The organism is Rhodococcus sp. EPR-134 (assembly GCF_001647205.1).
Taxonomy (GTDB): domain Bacteria; phylum Actinomycetota; class Actinomycetes; order Mycobacteriales; family Mycobacteriaceae; genus Rhodococcus_F; species Rhodococcus_F qingshengii.
Genome location: NZ_LVCT01000148.1, coordinates 1 through 18476, shown reverse-complemented (window position 1 = coordinate 18476; position 18476 = coordinate 1). Strand labels below are relative to the sequence as shown.

Below are 18476 nucleotides of genomic sequence, written 5' to 3'. Positions count from 1 at the left end.
ACGCTCTGCACACGGGCGAGCACGTGGACGCCTTGACCGTTCCGACGGACACGGGCAACGGCGGTGTCACCATGCCGTTCTTCCGCACACCGACGTCGTCGGCCGATCTGCTCAAGGAACGCGACGCCATCGCGACGTGGGCACGTATGACCTACGGCTGGATGGGCCGCTCCCCCGACTACAAGGCAAGTTTCCTGGGAACCCTCCACGCCAACAAGGAGTTGTACGCACCGTTCCAGGACAACGCCGAACGCTGGTACCGCGAATCGCAGGAGAAGGTTCTGTACTGGAACCACGCGATCATCAATCCCCCGGTGGATCGCCAACTTCCACCGGACGAGGTCGGTGACGTCTTCATGAAGGTGGAGAAGGAAACCGACGCAGGTTTGATCGTCAGCGGTGCCAAGGGGGTCGCCACCGGATCGGCGATCACGAACTACAACTTCATCGCTCACTACGGTCTGCCGATCAAGAAGAAGCAGTTCGCCCTGATCTGCACGGTACCGATGGACGCGCCGGGCGTGAAACTGATCTGCCGCACCTCGTACACCGAACATGCTGCGGTGATGGGCAGTCCGTTCGATTATCCGCTGTCGAGTCGCATGGACGAGAACGACACCATCTTCGTCTTCGACAAGGTGTTGGTTCCGTGGGAAAACGTCTTCATGTACGGCGACGTCGACCGGATCAACGCCTTCTTCCCTCAATCAGGCTTCCTGCCGCGCTTCACCTTTCAGGGCTGCACTCGCCTGGCCGTCAAGCTCGACTTCATCGCCGGACTGTTGATGAAGGCACTCGAAGCCACCGGCGCCGGCGGCTTCCGCGGAGTCCAGACCCGTGTCGGTGAGGTGATCGGGTGGCGAAACCTCTTCTGGTCGTTGACCGAATCGATGGCACGCGATCCCGAACAGTGGGTCGGCGATTCGGTGATCCCGAAGCTCGAGTACGGCCTCACCTATCGAATGTTCATGATCCAGGGGTACCCGCGGATCAAGGAGATCATCGAACAGGACGTCGCGTCGGGCTTGATCTACCTGCCTTCGAGTGCACTCGACTTCAAGAGCCCGGACGTGCGTCCGTACCTCGACAAGTACGTTCGCGGTTCCGACGGCATCACCGCCGTCGACCGCGTGAAAGTCATGAAGGCGCTGTGGGATTCGATCGGGACCGAGTTCGGCGGCCGACACGAACTCTACGAGCGCAACTACTCCGGCAATCACGAGAACGTCAAAGCCGAACTGCTGTTCGCAGCCCAGAATCGTGGACACGCAAGTTCCATGAAGGGACTGGCCGAGCAGTGCTTGAGTGAATACGACCTCGACGGCTGGACGGTCCCTGACCTCATCGGCAACGACGACGTCTCGTTCTTCAAGAACCGGTAATCCCCTCGGCAGGTAGGGCGGACTCGCGATGTCGAGTCCGCCCTGCTCGTCGTCTTCAGCAGGCATGGCCCATCAGCAGAATTCGACGAACACTGCACCCTTGGTCAGGACTAGGCAATTGCCTAGTGTGACCCGAGACACACGATGTCAAGGTGAATTCAGTACCGGACGCAGCCCCGTCCGGAAAGCGGGTCCCACCGATTTGGTCCGACAGCCCTCGGCTTTCTCGGTAGGCGCCCACTCTTATCTGGAGGACACCCATGACGGATATGTTGGATGCTGCCCGCGGCACCGACCAGTTCGCGAACATCCGCGCCGTCCTCGACGACGCGCTCGTCGAGGACCCGGAGACCGGCCGCTACCAGGTGCGGCGCAGCGTCTTCACGGACGAGCAACTGTTCGACCTCGAGATGACCCACATCTTCGAAGGCAATTGGATCTACCTCGCGCACGAGAGCCAGATCCCGAACGTCGGCGACTACTTCACCACCTACATGGGCCGTCAGCCCATTGTGATCACCCGCAACAAGGACGGCGAATTGGGTGCGCTGATCAACGCATGCAGCCACCGCGGTGCGATGCTCTGTCGCCGTAAGACCGACAACCGAACCACCTTCACGTGCCCGTTCCACGGCTGGACCTTCAACAACAGCGGAAAACTCCTCAAGGCCAAGGACGCTCGCACCGGTGGCTATCCGGAGCAGTTCAACAAAGACGGCTCACACGACCTGACCAGGGTGGCGCGGTTCGAGAACTATCGCGGCTTCCTCTTCGGCAGCCTCAACCCCGACGTGCTGCCACTCGAAGAGCACCTCGGTGACACCACGAAGGTCATCGACATGATCGTCGATCAGTCACCTGACGGACTCGAAGTTCTGCGCGGTGCTTCCACCTACACCTACGACGGCAACTGGAAGCTGCAGACCGAGAACGGTGCCGACGGCTACCACGTGTCTTCGACGCACTGGAACTACGCCGCTACCACCGCTCGCCGCACCGCCGGTGAATCGTCCAACGAGACCAAAGCCATGGACGCCGGCACCTGGGGGAAGCAGGGCGGTGGGTACTTCTCGTACGACTACGGCCACCTCCTGCTCTGGATGTGGTGGGGCAATCCCGAGGACCGTCCCCTCTTCGAACGCAAGGCGGAGCTGGAAGCTCAGTTCGGTTCCAAGAAGGCCGAATTCATGGTCGGTGCGTCGAGAAACCTCTGCCTGTATCCGAACGTCTACCTCATGGATCAGTTCAGCAGCCAGATCCGGCACTTCCGTCCGATCTCCGTGGACCAGACGGAAGTCACCATCTACTGCATCGCGCCCAAGGGAGAGAGCGCCGAAGCGCGCAGCAACCGCATCCGTCAGTACGAGGACTTCTTCAATGCCAGCGGTATGGCCACCCCGGACGATCTCGAAGAGTTCCGTTCCTGCCAGAAGACCTACCAGGCAGCCGGCGCCCCGTGGAACGACCTCAGCCGTGGCGTCACACACCAGATTCCCGGTCCGAACGACGTCGCGAAGGATCTCGGCATGAATCGCGTGCTCTCGAGCGGAGCCAAGACCGAGGACGAAGGCTTGTATCCCATTCAGCACGGGTACTGGCGCGACGCCATGCTCGCAGCAGTCGATGCCGAGCAAGCCGCTTCCAACCGGACCATCTGAGGACGATCACCATGACTGTCACCACCACCACCAATGCCGTCGCCCTCGAAACAGTGCAGCAGTTTCTCTACCGTGAGGCTCGCTATCTGGACGATCGCGAGTTCGAGAAGTGGATCGAGTGCTACCACCCCGATTCCGAGTACTGGATGCCCGCATGGGCGGACGACGGCGAACTGACCACGGACCCGGCCGCAGAGATCTCCCTCATCTACTACCCGAATCGCGGCGGTATCGAGGACCGCGTGTTCCGAATCAGGACTGACCGTTCCAGCGCGACAAGCCTTCCCGAGCCCCGCACCGGTCACAACATCACCAACGTGGAAGTGGTCGAAGAACGCGGCTCCGTGGTCGACGTCCGCTTCAATTGGTTCACGCTGTACTTCCGCTACAACACCGTCGACACCTACTTCGGTACCTCGCATTACACGATCGATTTCTCGGGCGAGCAGCCGTTGATCATGAAGAAGAAGGTAGTCCTCAAGAACGACTACATCCATCACGTGGTCGACATCTACCACTTCTGACACGACTTCCCTTCGAATCGAGCTGTTTCCCATGAGCATTCAAGCTGCGCCGACCTTTCAAGTAGCCCTGAGTTTCGAAGCAGGCATCACCCGCTTCGTCGAATGCAACACCGACGAGACCGTCGCGGACGCGTCGTACCGCGCACGAATCAACATTCCGCTCGACTGCCGCGACGGAGCTTGCGGCACCTGCAAATCACTCTGTGAGTCAGGCACTTTCGACGCCGGCGACTACATCGAGGAGGCCCTGACGGACGACGAGGCCGAGCAGGGATACTGCCTTCCTTGCCAGATGGTGCCGGAATCTGATCTCGTGCTGCAGATTCCCACCACGTCGGCGGTCGCCAAGACCACTGCCGGTTCGTACACGTCCACCATCACCGAGAGCATTCGCCATTCGGATTCGACGGTGGGTTTCACCGTCGCAGTCGACAACCGCGCAGATCTGGTCTTCCTCCCCGGTCAGTACGTGAACATCCTTGTTCCCGGAACCGAAGCGACGCGGTCGTACTCGTTCAGCTCCGGCCCTGAGGTCGAGTCGGCGTCGTTCCTGGTCAAGATCACCCCGGGTGGTCTGATGTCCGAGTATCTCGGTCAGCGTGCGCAGGTAGGCGACACTCTCGAATTGACCGGACCGATGGGTAGCTTCTTCCTCCGGTCAGGTCAACGGAGAGCCCTACTGCTTGCCGGTGGAACCGGCTTGGCCCCGCTGCTCTCCATACTGGAGAAGATGCGTACCGAAAGCTCCACTCGGCCTGTTCATCTGGTCTACGGCGTCAGCTCCGACACCGATCTCGTCGAACTCAACAAACTGCACGACTACGCGCAGTCCCTACCCCAATTCACCTTCGACTACTGCGTATCCGATCCCGACAGCACAGCACCGAACAAGGGCTATGTCACGGGCTTGATCGAGCCCGATCACCTCGACGACGGCAACGTAGACGTCTACCTGTGCGGCCCGCCGCCGATGGTCGAAGCCGTACGTCTGCACTTCAAGGACGTATCGATCACACCCACGAACTTCTACTTCGAAAAGTTCAACAATGCGGCAGCACCGGCTGATTCACCGGCAGCCTCGGCCGAAGAATCAGCTGCCGGCACGTACGAGATCGGTGAAGAACATCTGCCGGTCACGGAGTCGGACGCACAGTTCGACGCTCGGATGGCCCTCGAACTCGGAGCAATGGAACTCACGATCGGCCGCCTCACTCCGGCACAGTTGACGGAGTACCGCATTCTGGCGGAGAACTCGGCTGCTTCCATCGACCGCGATCACTTCACGGACGCAGCGGCATTCACCGAAACCAATGCCCTGTTCCACGACTTCCTCTTCCGCTGCACCGGAAACGAAGTGCTCCTGCAGGCATACCACCGTCTCGAGGTCACACAACTGATGAACCGAGTGCTCCGCACCGCCGATTGGGTGGACGAACATGTCGCGGAAGATCACTCACGTATCGTGAGTGCATTCGAGCAGAATGATCGCGCCGCGGCCCGTGATCTGATCGTCCAGCACAGCGAACACGCCAAGTCGACGATGCACCGCGCCATCACTGACGCTCGGGAAAGTGTGGCGTCGTGAGCACGAGATTCTTCGCCGGCCGGTTCGACGACCGGGTCGTGGTCGTCACCGGAGCGGCTCAGGGGATCGGGCGCAGCGTTGCCGAAAGAGTTTCCGCAGAAGGTGGTTCCGTCGCGCTTGTGGATCGAGCTGAACTGGTTCACGACATCGCGACACCGCTGGAGCGTTCCCATTCGGTGACCGCGGACCTCGAGACGTTCGAAGGTGCCCAGAATGCAATAGATTCCGCATTGGAGCGCTTCGGACGCATCGACGTCCTGATCAACAACGTCGGTGGGACCATCTGGGCCAAACCCTACGAGCACTACACGCCGCAGCAGATACAAGCCGAGGTCACACGATCACTGTTCCCCACGCTCTGGACGTGTCGCGCCGTACTGCCCCATCTGATCGAGCAGGCGAGCGGCACCATCGTCAACGTGTCCTCGGTCGCCACCCGCGGTGTCAACCGTGTTCCTTACGCGGCGGCCAAGGGCGGGGTCAGCGCGATCACCGCTGCACTGGCGATGGAAGTCGCGCAGTACGGAATACGCGTCGTGGCAACCGCTCCCGGCGGAACCGAGGCGCCACCACGCGTCGTGGCACGCGGGCCGGGTGCCGAGACCGACGAGGAGAAAGCCTGGTACCGGCAGATCGTCGACCAGACCGTCGACTCGTCGCTACTCAAGCGTTACGGCACCCTGGACGAACAGGCTGCTGCTATCACTTTCCTTGCCTCCGAAGAGGCTTCGTATGTCACCGGAACGGTTCTGCCCGTCGCCGGTGGCGACCTCGGCTGAATCCAGCCTCCCCCGATTCCTGATCTCTCGAACGGAGATTCGCCATGTCCTCGATCGAACGTGGTTCCTGGGCCAGTGCCCGCCATCGCTCGTCAGTGTTGTGGGTGGTCACCATCGCCGCCATTGCCATTCTGTTCGACGGATACGACCTGGTCGTGTACGGCACGATCCTGCCCGTACTCATGGACGACCCCAGCCATATCGGCACCTTGACCGCATCTCAGGCCGGGGCGTTGGGTTCGTATGCACTCGTCGGAGTGATGGTCGGCGCACTGACGTGTGGAGCGATCGGCGATCACTTCGGTCGCCGAAAGATGATGCTGGTCAACATCATCTGGTTCTCGGCCGGAATGGCACTGGCAGCGTTCGCCACCAGCATCACCACCTTCGGTCTGCTGCGGTTCTTCACCGGCATCGGTGTCGGTGGGCTTGTCGCCACCGCCGGAGCCATGATTGCCGAGTTCGCGCCGCCGGGACGCCGCAATCTGTTCAACGCCATCGTCTACAGCGGTGTCCCGGCCGGTGGCGTCATGGCTTCCGTCCTGGCGATCGTTCTCCGTGATTCCATCGGATGGCGCGGACTGTTCCTCATCGGCGCCCTGCCATTGGTGTTCCTGTTCCCACTCGCCTGGTTCAAACTGCCCGAGTCTCCCGCGTGGCTGATTGCTCGCGGACGTGTCGACGAAGCTCGCGCCATTTCCTCGAAAACCGGAATTCCATTGCCTGCCGGTACAGATCGACCCAACGACGCCGTAGCCGAGAAGGTCGGCTTCCGAGCGTTGGCGAGCAGACAATATGTCTGGGGCACCGCGCTTCTCGGCCTCATGAGCTTCGCCGGCCTCCTCCTGACCTACGGACTGAACACCTGGCTGCCCAAGATCATGGAAAACGCGGGATACAACGCGAAGGGTTCGCTCTCGTTCCTGTTGGTACTCAACGGCGGTGCCATCATCGGTGGACTTCTCGCCTCCAAGATCGCGGACGTCACCGGTCCGCAGCGGGTTGTCGCAACCACCTTCGGCCTGGCCGCACTCGCCCTGCTCCTGTTCACATTCGGGTTCCCGCTTCCCGTACTCCTCGCCTCCGTTGCCATCGCGGGTGTCGGAACCATCGGTACTCAGGTTCTGATCTACGGATTCGTGTCCAACTACTATTCGACGGCCGCTCGGGCCGCAGGTGTCGCGTGGTGCGCCGGATTCGGACGTCTGGGCGGGATATTCGGGCCACTGATCGGCGGAAGTTTGATCAGCGCCGGAATCAGTTCCGAATCGGCGTTCTACGTCTTCGCCGGCATCGCGGTGCTGGGCGCCATCGTCACCTTCTTCGTGCCGAAGCAAGCACCCGACCTGGGTGCCACTGCACTTCGATCCGATGGAGACCGTGCCGAAAAGGAAACCCGTGGTGAGCCCGGCGTTACGGTAGTCGGGTGACACTTCGTGACCTGTTGCTCGGCCGAGAACGCGAGCTCGCCGTTCTCGGCCGAGCCTTGGCCGCGGCAGAGACAGGAGTGCCGACTCTCGTGCTGGTCGAGGGCGATGCCGGTAGCGGTAAGTCCACTCTCGTCGACCGGTTCGCCGAAATCTCTTCCGCTCATACGCTCCGCCGCGCTCGTGGGCTGGAGTGGGAATCGAACACTGCCTTCGGAGTGATCGAACAACTACTCGAACGTCCGGTTTCCAACTCGGACCCGGTCGCCGTTGCACACGAGATCGTCGACGCAGCGGAGCAACTGACCCTGATCGTCGTCGACGATGCCCATCACAGCGATGTCAGCTCGCTTCAGGCAATCACCTCCGCCCTCCATCGAGGCCGAACGGCACCACTGCTCTTCGTCCTCGTCGCCGAGGAAACGCCGTTCCTGCGCGAGGATGTCAGGCAGATTCTCGACCTCCACTGGTCGACGCGTTTGCACATCAGCCCGATCGACGCACCCGTCATCATCGACATCGCCCGGATGCGAAGCGGAATCGATCTCAGTTCCGGCGTCGCGCTTGCCCTTCAGGACTTCACCGCGGGCAACACACTCGACATCGTCTCGCTTCTCGACGAGCTGCCACCTACCTATTGGACCCAGTGGCACCGAACTTTGCCCGTCCCTCGCCATCGTGCAGTATCGATCGCCGCCGCCCTCGCTACGTGTTCGGCGGGAGCACGAACGTTGATCGAAGCCGCAGCAGTTGTCGGGCGCAGCACGACGTTGTCGCATCTTGCTCAGCTAGCCGAAATCGACGACGTGGTCGGCGCCTTGGACAGCGCCTTCGCCAGCGGCCTCCTTTCTGTCCACGAGCAGCACGGCAGCACCGAGGTGTCACTGAGCAGCACGATGGTCACGGCCGCAGTGCGCGGGGCGTTGGGACCCGCGCACTTGCATCTGCTGCACACACGCGCAGCCGAGATCGCTTGGGGAGAAGGTGAACGGCTTTTCCACCTTGCCGCTGCCAGCACCACCCATGACGAGGACCTCGCCGCCGAACTCGTTGCGTACGCATCACTACGAGCATCCGACGGCGCGTGGTCGGAAGTCGCCGACGCCATGGTCACGGCAAGCCGTCTCACCACAGCCCGAACCGAACACGAGGACCGACTGCTCCGCGGAGTCGACGCGCTGACCGGATCGGGTGACATCCCCCGCGCCATGGTCTTCGTGCCGGAGATCGAGAGTATTTCGCGCGGGCCTCTCCGCGACGCCGTCCTCGGCTACCTCGCCATCCATAGAGGGCGACCGACCGAGGCCGCCGATCTTCTGACCAGAGCGTGGGACAGCTGCAGCGTGGATCGTGAGCCAGGCATCGCTGCGATGATCGCCCAACGAATGGTCCTGCATTCTCTGGCTCGGCTCGATGGCACGGCGCTCGTCGAGTGGGTTGACCGCGCAGTCGAATTGGTGGGCCCTTCTGATCCCGCAGCAGTGGAGTCCGAAGCGATCAAGGGTCTCGGGCTCGGCGCTACCGGAAGAACCGAGAATGCGCTCGCGGCATACGCCGAACTCTCCGATCGTGTCCGCCCCGGAGCCCAAGCACAGCGCTTCCAGATGGGACGCGGATGGCTCGAGCTTGCGTTGGACCACCCGGAGTCCGCTAGACGCGACCTCGAAAGTGCGGTGTCCACAGAGTTTTCCAGTGGTTCGGCAAGAATCTCACTGTGGGCACAGGCCTGGCTCGCCCGCACTCAATTCGCTCTCGGCGCCTGGGACGAAGCGCTCTCGACCGTCGAGGGCGCCGGTGCCGAGGTGGATCGGTTCGAGATCGAGATCATCCGGCCGTTGGTCCACTGGTCGGGAGCACAGATTCACGCTCTGCGCGGCAACTGGGAACTGGCCCGTGACCATGTGCGACGTGCGTACGCCGGCATTCACGCCTACGAAATCATGTATGTTCCTGCACTTCTCGCCAGGGCCCAGGTTGCCGAGGCCGCCGCCGACTACGCCGAAGTTCTGGTGGCGCTGGCTCCGCTCACCTCGAGCAAGGCGCAACAATGGCTCGACGAGCCGGGCTTCTGGCCGTGGGTCGATCTCTACGCCAATGCATTGGTCATGGTCGGGCGAGCTGATGATGCCGACGCCTTTCTGCAACCACACGAGCAGACCGCACGACGTCGGGAGCACCGCTCAGCTGCGGCACGTCTCGGCTACGTTCGCGGCCGGATCCACGGCGCACGGGGCGAACTCGACTTGGCAAGAGAAAGTTTCGATGCTGCACTACTCGGCATCGAGACGCTGCCGCTCCCCTACGACCGAGCCCGAATCAATTTTGCCTACGGCCAAACTCTCCGCCGGGCCGGGAAACGCGCGGAGGCCGACGTCGTCCTCCGCGCCGCCCGCGAGCTGTATCACTCGTTGGGCGCCGCTACTTACGTCGAGCGCTGCGAGCGCGAACTCCGCGCGGGCGGGTTGAACCTCTCGCGGACGGAGAAGGGAATCACCGACCTGACCCCGCAAGAACGAGCCGTCGCCGACCTTGTCGCAGCGGGCAAGTCCAACAAGGAAGCTGCCGGCGAATTGTTCCTCTCCGTCAAGACCATTCAATATCACCTCACGCGCGCGTACGCGAAACTCGGACTGCGATCACGGAGCGAACTCGCGGCTTTGTTCCGCGACCGAGGGCTTTCGGATCCGCATCAGGAGAACTGAGAACATGCCGGACACTACGACGACCGCGCCCGTTCGCGTCGTCACCGAGTCACTCCCCCAACCGCTCTACGGCCCGAAGCGGGTCTTGCGCGACTTCGGCGGAACGTCCATTGCCAACGGAATCATCGGCATCGTCTTCTCGGCCACCGGGCCGGTGGCGGTCATTCTCGCTGCGGGGTTGGCGGGTGGACTGAGTCAAGCCCAATTGGCCTCTTGGCTTTTCGGTGCCTTCTTCGTCAACGGCATTCTCACCATCACGGCTTCCTGGCTGTACCGGCAGCCGCTGGCCTTCTTCTGGACGATTCCCGGAACCGTTGTCGTCGGAACGTCGTTGGAGCATCTGCCGTGGGAGCAAGTGCTCGGAGCGTTCTTCGCGACCGGCGCCCTGATCTTGCTGTTGGGATTGACAGGGTGGGTCACACCGATCATGGCCGCATTACCCTTGCCCATCGTAATGGCAATGGTGGCAGCCGTTTTCCTTCATTTCGGAACGGATTTGGTCGAAGCGCCCGCCCACGACGCGGTGATCGCCCTGCCGATGATCGCCACCTTTGTCGCTCTGAGCGTGTTCGCCAAGCTGGGAAGATTCGTTCCGCCCGTTCTCGGCGCGTTGATCGTCGGCGTGGTCGTGATACTCGCGGCCGGAAGATTCAACTCCGCCGGCGACGCGCACGAGTGGCTGGCGCATCCGATGCTGACCACGCCAACCTGGTCTTGGCAGGCGATGATCGAACTGGTTGTACCGCTGGCGATCACAGTCGTCGTCGTGCAGAACGGCCAAGGAATCGCAGTCCTCCGCGCAGCGGGTCATCAACCGCCGATCGGGGCAGCAACGGTTGCCTGCGGTGTGTTCTCTCTCGTGAACGCGGCGGTGGGTTGTGTCTCGACGTGCCTGACCGGGCCGACGAACGCATTGCTCACGGCGTCGGGAGAGCGGACACGCCAATACACCGCCGGAATCTTCTGCGGCTTACTCACCGTCGTCTTCGGACTGTTCGCCCCGACTTTCGTCGCGATGATGTTGGGAACTCCGACGGCATTCATCGTCACTCTGGGTGGTCTGGCCATGCTCAAGGCCTTACAGGGAGCCTTCGTGACCGCATTCGGCGGGAAATTCACCTTCGGCGCTTTGATCGCGTTCCTCGTGACGATCTCCGACATCGAACTACTCAATATCGGAGCCGCTTTCTGGGGACTCGTCTTCGGGGTCATCGCCTCGCGCATGCTCGAACGAGCCGACTACACCTGACATGCGAATATTCGCATACTCGACTTTGACAATCATTTACATTAAGCAGTAGATCTATACCCATGCACCTCAACACCCGCATGTCGCGGCGCCTCACCCTTGCCACATCAGTTGGCCTCTCACTCGCCCTCGTCACGGGCTGCTCGTCCGACAACAAGGACTCGGCCCCGTCGGAGACCACCACGACAACCGCGTCCGCACCCACCGAACAAGCCTCGGCAACACCGCGTCTCGCAGTCTCCTACGACGGTGGCGTCCTGGTGCTGGATGCAACTTCGCTCGACGTGGTCGGCGAGACCAAGATCGACGGCTTCACGCGACTCAACCCGGCCGGCGACGGTCGCCACGTCATGATCTCGTCGGGTGAGGCGTTCAAGGTGCTCGACACCGGCACGTGGTCTTCGGCTCACGGTGATCATTCTCATTACTACACAGCCGATCCCGCGATGTCCGAGGTCGAGTTTGCAGCCAACGAACCCGGACACGTTGTACGCCATGCCGGAAAAACCGTTCTCTTCAACGACGGCTCGGGACTCGTCGAGATCTTCGATCCGGCGCAGTTGGCAAAACGCCAACCCCGCGTCGAGACGTACACCACGCCAGAACCCCATCACGGCGTTGCGGTCGCACTTGCCGACGGCAGCCTGTTGACGACCATCGGAAATTCGGAGTCCCGCAACGGCATTGCCATCCTCGATGCCGACCGCAAGGAAATCCTGCGCAACGAACAGTGCCCCGGTGTCCACGGCGAAGCAGTCGCTGCCGGCGAAGCCATCGTGCTGGGCTGCCAGGACGGGTTGCTCGTGTACAAGAACGGAGCGATCACCAAGGTCCAGAGTCCGGATGCATACGGCCGCATCGGAAATCAGGCAGGCTCGGAGGAGTCGGACATCGTGCTGGGTGATTACAAGACCGACAAGGACGCCGAACTCGAACGTCCGCAACGGGTCTCGCTGACCAACACGACGACGTCCGAACTCAAGCTCGTCGACCTCGGCACCAGCTACACCTTCCGCTCACTCGGCCGCGGACCACACGGAGAGGCACTGGTGCTCGGCACCGACGGCGCCATCCACGTCATCGACCCGAACACCGGCGTCGTCACCAAGAAGATCGCCGTCATAGACGCATGGACCGAGCCCACCAAATGGCAAGAGCCCAGGCCCGCGCTCTTCGTAGAAGATCACACCGCTTACGTCACCGACCCAGCGTCGAAGAAGCTGATCGCAGTCGACCTCGAGGACGGCAGCATCCTGACCGAGACCACTCTCGATCACGCCCCCAACGAATTGACCGGTGTCACCGGCTGATTCAGATCCTCACCTCAGGCCCCCATCTCACACCGAGATGAGGGCCTGAGCCGTTCTCGTGCTTCGCCTACTGACCAGGGAATCTCATACCCAGGCAATCCTCGAGGTGCTACGACGCGCACCTCAGAGAATCGAAGCCGTTGTCGCCAGCTCTGCTGGAGCTGAGCGATGAGCAGGACCACGATTGACCGCGGCACAAGTCAGCATGGAATAACTCCGTGTGGAGGTTCGTTGGAGATGGTGTCGGTGTTCGGTTCTTTGCCCCGGGTACCACCCCAGAATTGCCACTTCGAGTGGCCACTTGCCGAGAGGCGCAAGACGGGCACCGACGCGCTGGAGCCGCTGGACACCTGCAGGTGTCCGGCGGCTTCGTCGTGTCCGGGGTCGGACCTCGGTCCGTGACGGTCGAGGTCCACGATATCGACCGCCGAATCTGCAATAACCGAAAACGCGTGGTTTTCCTACCGGAGGGTGGACACTCGATCATGCGCCAAAGCAGCTATGACCGTCCCTCTGCCGACAGGGCACTCCGATGGCTACTGCTGACATGGGGCCTCGGCAACTCTGTGGTGTGGTGGATCCACCTTTCACGGCGAGGCAGTCGCGCAGTCGAGACGTCACCGATACAGCCGGGCCCGTTCGGGGAGGCCAACTGGCTCGATATGGGAGGTTTCCTCGCATACTCCTCGGCCGCAACCTTGTTGATCATCGCGATTTGGTACGTCGCGGCCCGCAGGTGATCCGCACCGATAGAGTCCATGACATGGACGCCCTTTCACAGTCCGAACGGGAGAATTCGCTAGAGACCGACCGACTGCTTCTGCGACCGTTCCGTGTGCCCGATGCCGTTGTCTTGCGGGAGCTCTGGGGTGAGCGCGATCCTCGTGTCCCACCGCATCGTCGGATCGATTCCGATGGTCGACCCTCCATCGGAGACATCGAGGACCAGATTCGCAGTCGCTCACACCAACCCGGTCTACTGGCGGTGGAGCGTAAAGGATCCCATGACGTCATCGGCTACTGCGGCCTGATCGAGACTGAGCACGGACCTGACGGAGAGCCTGAACTGGCATTCGAATTTCTCCGTAGGGCATGGTGTCAGGGATATGCGACTGAGGCCTCATGGGCGGTAATCCAATGGGCGCAGGCATCAGGCTATCGACGTCTGTGGGCCACGGTCCGTGACTGGAACGGCGCTTCTCGCCGTGTGCTGGAAAAACTCGTATTCGTGGCGACCGACCATGCGGAGCCTCACGAAATCCACGGGGACCTGCTGTTCACGACAAAGGCACTGTGACTGCCTCGGCGACACAGGACTCGATGCCGCAATGACGAAGGTGCTGCGACGCGGTGACTCGGAACGCGCGCCGCAGCACGGGGAGTAGCTAGGCCGGGTTTTCGCCGGCAGCGACGTCGAGGATCCACGTCACCCCGAACGCATCGGTGAGCATGCCGAAACCGGGGCTCCACGCCGCGGCGGCAAGACCCTCGATGATCGATGCACCAGCAGAGAGTTTGGCCCAGTAGTTCTGCACCTCTTCGAGGGTTTCACCGCGAACCGAGACGAAGAACGGTTGGTCGGTGATCGTGGTGCCGTTCTCGCGGTGTGTCGAGCCTGCGTTGCCGGCCGAGCCGCCCGACTGTCCAGGGATGTCGTATGCCATCACACAGAAGCCGTCCTCTGTCTCCACCTGGCCGAACACGACGTTCTCAGCGCCGGGCACCTCCTTGGGCATCCCGAAGTCGCCGTAGGTTGCGATCGTGACCTGGCCACCGAAGACGGACTGGTAGAACTCCAGAGCCGCGCGGGCGTCTCCGCGGAAGTTGAGGTGGGTCGTTGTCTTGATGCTCATGTCTGCTCCTGGTACGAACGTCGCTCGGGTTTTCCCTGACAACGTCGACTCTCACAGCCGTATAGGACTGTTTTCGTCCTAGACTCGTCGTAGTCTCACCCCATGCCGACCACCACTCGGCTCTTGAATCTGCTGTCCCTCTTGCAGACGAGACGCGACTGGCCGGGCGCTCTACTCGCCGAGCGGCTCGACATCAGCCATCGCACGGTCCGCCGCGACATCGACCGGCTCAGGGAGATGGGTTACCGCATTGCGGCGACCATGGGCCCGGACGGCGGATACCGACTCGACGCCGGCAGCGAGCTGCCACCCCTGCTGTTCGACGACGATCAGGTCATCGCACTGGCAGTTGCGCTGCAGGCGGCGACGCTGACCGGCGTCGGTATCGAAGAGGATGCGGTTCGAGCGTTGACCACTGTGCGGCAAGTGATGCCGTCGCGCCTGCGTCATCGCCTCGACGCGCTCACGTTCACCACGATTTCGGCCGGTTCCGGCGACGCAGACTCCGTGTCCCCTGAGGTGCTCGTAGCGATTTCCGCTGCAGTCCGCGGTCGCGAGGTGTTCCGCTTCGATTACTCGAACGACCACTCAACCGACAACAGCGAAATAACCCCCCCGCGCCGAGTGGAGCCGCATCATCTGGTGACCTCCAAGCGTCGCTGGTACCTCGTCGCGTGGGATCTCGCGCGAGACGACTGGCGAATCTTCCGCGCCGATCGCATCACCCCACGCACCCCGAACGGTCCCCGGTTCACGCCGAAGGAAATCCCCGGCGGCGACGTCAGCGAATACGTGTCCGCGCGCTTCAAAGGATCGGAACATATCAACAATTGGCCGTGCCACGGCAAGGTCGTTCTCCATCGACCAGCCAGTTATGTTCTTCCCTTTGTCGGGGACGGCATCGTCGAAGATCTTGGCCCCGAGCAGTGCAGTCTCGAAGCCGGATCATGGTCTTGGACGGCGCTGGCAGCCTCCTTCAACCGATTCGACACCGACATCGATGTCGTCGGCCCGCCAGAACTTACCCACGCTTTCGCGCAACTCGCCGCCCGCAACGCCGCGACTGCTGAGAGTTAGTCAGTCGTCTCGAATGAGATCCAGGTCTCCAACGCAACCGTGCGCCCGCGGGTTCGTGATAGCTTTCAAGTCCTCAGAGGACCTGAGGACTTGAAGACCTGAACGAAGGGATGCCCAAGGAGATGAAGAAGGGGCAAGTTGCATTTCTCACCGGCACACACGTCGTGAACGATCTGTACCAGGGGGCTGTGCCTGCGCTGTTGCCGTTCATGATGCTCGAACGCGGATACTCCTATTCCGCGGTCGCCGGAATCACGCTCGCCGCGACCGGACTATCCAGTGTCGTGCAACCTGCATTCGGCATGCTGGTCGATCGAAAGAGCCGAAACTGGCTGGTACCCACAGGTTTTGTGACGGCCGCAGCAGGCATTGTCGTGGCAGCGATGAGCACCACCTACATCGTCACTTGGCTGGCAATTGCCGTGGCCGGCATCGGCATCGCCGCATACCATCCTCCCGCCACAAATTTGGCACGCGCGGCTGGAGGTCATTCACAGAAAGCCATGAGCGTGTTCTCCGTGGGCGGTACGTTGGGCGCCTCGCTGGCGCCACCGTTTGTCACGCTCGTGGTTGGCTCACTCGGTTTGTCCGGCGGCTATCTACTCGCAGTTCCTGCAGTGGTGGCGGCTATTTGGTGGATGGTCGCCCAGTCGCGATCGGCCAACACGGGTGCGGCCGAGTCAGCCCAGTCGTTGAGTGCGCAACTGGCAGCGAACGGTCCCGTGTCAGACGATTGGCGCTCGTTCACACGACTCGTGCTGGTAACGGTCTGTTGGTCAATTCCGTACGTGACCACACTGTCGTTGGTCTCACCGTTCGTGCTCAACGCACTGAACGGATCGTCCTCGAGCGCTGCAATCGTGTTGTCCTCCTTCACATTGGCAGGAGCGGCCGGAACGCTACTGGGAGGAGTCCTCGCGGACCGTCGTGGTCGACGCGCATCCATCCGACTCGGCTACCTGCTTGCGGTACCTTCACTGGCACTGCTCGCTGCCGCCCCGCACGTCGCAGTTGCCGAATTGGGAATCGTCTGTCTCGGATTTGCTATGTTCCTGCCCTTCGCGCCACAGGTGACATTGGCGCAGGACTACCTACCGAATCGCCCCGGCACAGCAAGTGGGGTGACGCTCGGACTCGCGATGTCCGTGGGGGGCATCGCATCTCCGCTGTTCGGCTACCTGGCAGATCACTTCGGACCGCGCATGGCGATCGGGGCGACAACTGCAGTGCTGTTCGTCGGCGCCGTCATCGCATTCACCTTGCGCGATCGACGACTCGACCCGGAAGACGAGACGGAGCGCGAACTGGACGTCATCGCCCTTCGATAAACCGAAAGACGGCCCCGTAGTCTGAAGATTCATCGGAGGACATGAAGTATTACTCGGTGAGCCGCTCCATTGCGGTTCACCGAGTCAGTCAGGAGCAGTCACATGGCAGTGCGCCAGATCAAGCAGCAGTCGCTGGTACAGAAAGCCGCGGACGAACTTGCGCGCCTCATCGGCGACGGCGAGTGGCCGGTCGGGACCAAAATCCCGAACGAGCAGGATCTGAGCACACTCCTCGGAGTCGGGCGTTCGACCGGCAGAGAGGCAGTTCGCGCACTGATTGCGTCGGGCCAGCTCTACTCGCATCAAGGGTCCGGCACCTACGTCATGTCCTCGACTCCGGTCACAGAACTCGAGCGAGAACTCAAACGCTCGGACCGCCGCGAAGTCTACGAAGTACGCCGACTTCTGGAAGTGGAAGCGGGCCGCCTGGCTGCCATGCGTCGGACCTCTGCCGACGTCGACCTGTTACGGGCAGCACTCGCAGCCCGTGAAAATGCTTCGACACCAACAGAATTTGTCGACGCTGACATGGAACTACATCGCGCCGTGGTGAATGCTGCGCACAACAGCGTGTTGTCGATGGTGTTCGATTCATTCATCGAAACGCTCCGCAACTCGGCCCTGGACGTGATCACCGACGTCACGGCACGAAACCCCGAATCGATCGACGACGAAGCCGCTGCCCACCGGGATCTGGTGGAAGCAATCGTCGCGGGTGATGCCGACGCTGCCAGTGCGGCAACGCGCAGGAACATGGACGGGCTCGACTGACCCTCTCTATCGTTGTCAGGCATGACGTCCACATCGCTCCCTCCACGGGGTCTCCGGATCGGCCTGTCCGCCATCGCGTGGCTCAACCTGCTCTCTGCGCTCGTAGGAATGGCGGGCCTGACGATCGGCGGCGGGATGGGCCTACCTCCGGAGTGGATCGAGGGAACCGTCTTCCCTTCATATTTCTGGCCCGGAATCCTCCTCGGCGTTGTCGTCGGAGGCATCCAAGCCGTCGCACTCTTCGCTCAGCACAACAGGTTCCGCCTGGCATGGGGCCTGCACGCCGCCGCCGGGCTGACCATGCTTATCTGGATCTTCGTCGAGATCGCCATCGTTCTCGCCTGGTCGCCGCTGCAAGGCATCTTCTTCACCACCGGACTGGCCCAGACGATCCTCGCCGTGCTCGCACTCGGAGCCTGGCCTCGCCCCTTCCTCCAACGAGTCGAGTAACGACGGAACCTGTTCTCGAACAACAGAATCACGACGGCCGGGCCCACCTCACCTTCCCGAAAAAGCCCTTGACTCGAAAGTATGTTCGAGTATGATGGAAGGCGGAACGGGGGGGTTCTCATGACGATCAACATCACCGACGATGCCGTCACCGACGTGGTCAACAACTCCGCCGTGGGTGTGCGCGGACGATTGTGGCGGCTTCACCCCAGCGACGTCCGCGAGATCGCCATCACCGCGTCAGCGGAAATCCTTCGCCTGGAAGCCATTCGAGTGGCCGCTGTCGACACCCTGACGTTGAACCCGGACGAACAAGTACTCTGCTACCGCGGCACCGGACAATGGCTCGCGAACCACACCATGCTGCAGATCTCCACCGGC

Annotated in this window: 15 protein-coding genes and 1 pseudogene; 15 read left to right on the top strand and 1 reads right to left on the bottom strand. The window is 62.0% G+C overall.

The window, feature by feature from the left end; all coding sequences use genetic code 11:
- From A2J01_RS06635 to A2J01_RS06585, 10 genes are all read left to right on the top strand, one after another.
- The coding region (locus tag A2J01_RS06635; protein ID WP_064112357.1) for a 4-hydroxyphenylacetate 3-hydroxylase family protein at window positions 1-1382 on the top strand (1382 nt) is incomplete at its 5' end.
- Window positions 1383-1642: 260 nt separating this feature from the next.
- On the top strand, window positions 1643-3040 hold the full coding sequence (benA, locus tag A2J01_RS06630) for a benzoate 1,2-dioxygenase large subunit (RefSeq protein ID WP_064112355.1): 1398 nt from the start codon (window positions 1643-1645) through the stop codon (window positions 3038-3040).
- Between the two features lie 11 nt (window positions 3041-3051).
- Window positions 3052-3564 (top strand): benzoate 1,2-dioxygenase small subunit, encoded by a 513-nt coding sequence (gene benB / locus A2J01_RS06625; protein ID WP_064112354.1) that lies wholly within the window; start codon window positions 3052-3054, stop codon window positions 3562-3564.
- Window positions 3565-3595: 31 nt separating this feature from the next.
- The gene (gene benC / locus A2J01_RS06620; protein ID WP_064112353.1) at window positions 3596-5149 is read left to right on the top strand and encodes a benzoate 1,2-dioxygenase electron transfer component BenC; all 1554 of its coding nucleotides are present in this window, start codon (window positions 3596-3598) and stop codon (window positions 5147-5149) included.
- Complete coding sequence (locus A2J01_RS06615; RefSeq protein WP_064112352.1) at window positions 5146-5928, top strand: 1,6-dihydroxycyclohexa-2,4-diene-1-carboxylate dehydrogenase; 783 nt, start codon at window positions 5146-5148, stop codon at window positions 5926-5928. Before benC ends, A2J01_RS06615 begins: the two co-directional genes overlap by 4 nt.
- A gap of 44 nt (window positions 5929-5972) precedes the next feature.
- Window positions 5973-7358 (top strand): MFS transporter, encoded by a 1386-nt coding sequence (locus tag A2J01_RS06610; RefSeq protein WP_064112351.1) that lies wholly within the window; start codon window positions 5973-5975, stop codon window positions 7356-7358.
- Entirely contained in the window at window positions 7355-10057 is a 2703-nt protein-coding gene (locus tag A2J01_RS06605) for a helix-turn-helix transcriptional regulator (RefSeq protein ID WP_064112350.1), read from the top strand. The genes A2J01_RS06610 and A2J01_RS06605 overlap by 4 nt, the downstream gene beginning before the upstream one ends.
- Window positions 10058-10061: 4 nt before the next feature.
- A complete protein-coding gene (locus A2J01_RS06600) occupies window positions 10062-11306 on the top strand; it encodes a benzoate/H(+) symporter BenE family transporter (protein ID WP_064112349.1) in 1245 nt (414 codons plus the stop codon).
- A gap of 62 nt (window positions 11307-11368) precedes the next feature.
- A complete protein-coding gene (gene aztD / locus A2J01_RS06595; RefSeq protein WP_037126444.1) occupies window positions 11369-12616 on the top strand; it encodes a zinc metallochaperone AztD in 1248 nt (415 codons plus the stop codon).
- Between the two features lie 763 nt (window positions 12617-13379).
- Window positions 13380-13913, top strand: a complete 534-nt coding sequence (locus tag A2J01_RS06585) for a GNAT family N-acetyltransferase (protein WP_007729791.1) — start codon at window positions 13380-13382, stop codon at window positions 13911-13913.
- Between the two features lie 88 nt (window positions 13914-14001).
- Here A2J01_RS06585 and A2J01_RS06580 read toward each other — a convergent pair whose 3' ends face one another.
- Window positions 14002-14469, bottom strand: coding sequence for a VOC family protein (locus tag A2J01_RS06580; protein WP_007729793.1), 468 nt, complete (start codon window positions 14467-14469; stop codon window positions 14002-14004).
- Between the two features lie 102 nt (window positions 14470-14571).
- On the opposite strand from A2J01_RS06580, the gene A2J01_RS06575 reads away from it, so the two are divergent.
- The 5 genes and pseudogenes from A2J01_RS06575 to A2J01_RS06555 form a co-directional block, all read left to right on the top strand.
- Complete coding sequence (locus A2J01_RS06575; protein WP_064112347.1) at window positions 14572-15546, top strand: helix-turn-helix transcriptional regulator; 975 nt, start codon at window positions 14572-14574, stop codon at window positions 15544-15546.
- A 122-nt stretch (window positions 15547-15668) separates the two neighbouring features.
- Window positions 15669-16874 carry an MFS transporter gene (locus tag A2J01_RS06570; RefSeq protein WP_042447245.1) on the top strand — a complete coding sequence of 402 codons (1206 nt, stop codon included), beginning with the start codon at window positions 15669-15671 and terminating at the stop codon, window positions 16872-16874.
- Between the two features lie 102 nt (window positions 16875-16976).
- Window positions 16977-17645: a FadR/GntR family transcriptional regulator gene (locus tag A2J01_RS06565; protein ID WP_064112346.1), complete on the top strand. Its 669-nt coding sequence runs from the start codon at window positions 16977-16979 to the stop codon at window positions 17643-17645.
- Window positions 17646-17666: 21 nt separating this feature from the next.
- A complete protein-coding gene (locus tag A2J01_RS06560; protein WP_231915719.1) occupies window positions 17667-18095 on the top strand; it encodes a hypothetical protein in 429 nt (142 codons plus the stop codon).
- Between the two features lie 120 nt (window positions 18096-18215).
- Window positions 18216-18476: pseudogene (locus A2J01_RS06555) on the top strand (HNH endonuclease); the annotation flags it as partial.

Excerpts from the sequence above, each read along its gene's own strand:
- A2J01_RS06560 (WP_231915719.1), top strand. The coding sequence starts at position 17,667 with ATGACGTCCACATCGCTCCCTCCACGGGGTCTCCGGATCGGCCTGTCC.
- A2J01_RS06580 (WP_007729793.1), bottom strand. The coding sequence starts at position 14,469 with ATGAGCATCAAGACAACGACCCACCTCAACTTCCGCGGAGACGCCCGC.
- benA (WP_064112355.1), top strand. The coding sequence starts at position 1,643 with ATGACGGATATGTTGGATGCTGCCCGCGGCACCGACCAGTTCGCGAAC.
- A2J01_RS06600 (WP_064112349.1), top strand. The coding sequence starts at position 10,062 with ATGCCGGACACTACGACGACCGCGCCCGTTCGCGTCGTCACCGAGTCA.
- aztD (WP_037126444.1), top strand. The coding sequence starts at position 11,369 with ATGCACCTCAACACCCGCATGTCGCGGCGCCTCACCCTTGCCACATCA.
- A2J01_RS06565 (WP_064112346.1), top strand. The coding sequence starts at position 16,977 with ATGGCAGTGCGCCAGATCAAGCAGCAGTCGCTGGTACAGAAAGCCGCG.
- A2J01_RS06610 (WP_064112351.1), top strand. The coding sequence starts at position 5,973 with ATGTCCTCGATCGAACGTGGTTCCTGGGCCAGTGCCCGCCATCGCTCG.
- A2J01_RS06570 (WP_042447245.1), top strand. The coding sequence starts at position 15,669 with ATGAAGAAGGGGCAAGTTGCATTTCTCACCGGCACACACGTCGTGAAC.
- benC (WP_064112353.1), top strand. The coding sequence starts at position 3,596 with ATGAGCATTCAAGCTGCGCCGACCTTTCAAGTAGCCCTGAGTTTCGAA.
- benB (WP_064112354.1), top strand. The coding sequence starts at position 3,052 with ATGACTGTCACCACCACCACCAATGCCGTCGCCCTCGAAACAGTGCAG.
- A2J01_RS06585 (WP_007729791.1), top strand. The coding sequence starts at position 13,380 with ATGGACGCCCTTTCACAGTCCGAACGGGAGAATTCGCTAGAGACCGAC.
- A2J01_RS06575 (WP_064112347.1), top strand. The coding sequence starts at position 14,572 with ATGCCGACCACCACTCGGCTCTTGAATCTGCTGTCCCTCTTGCAGACG.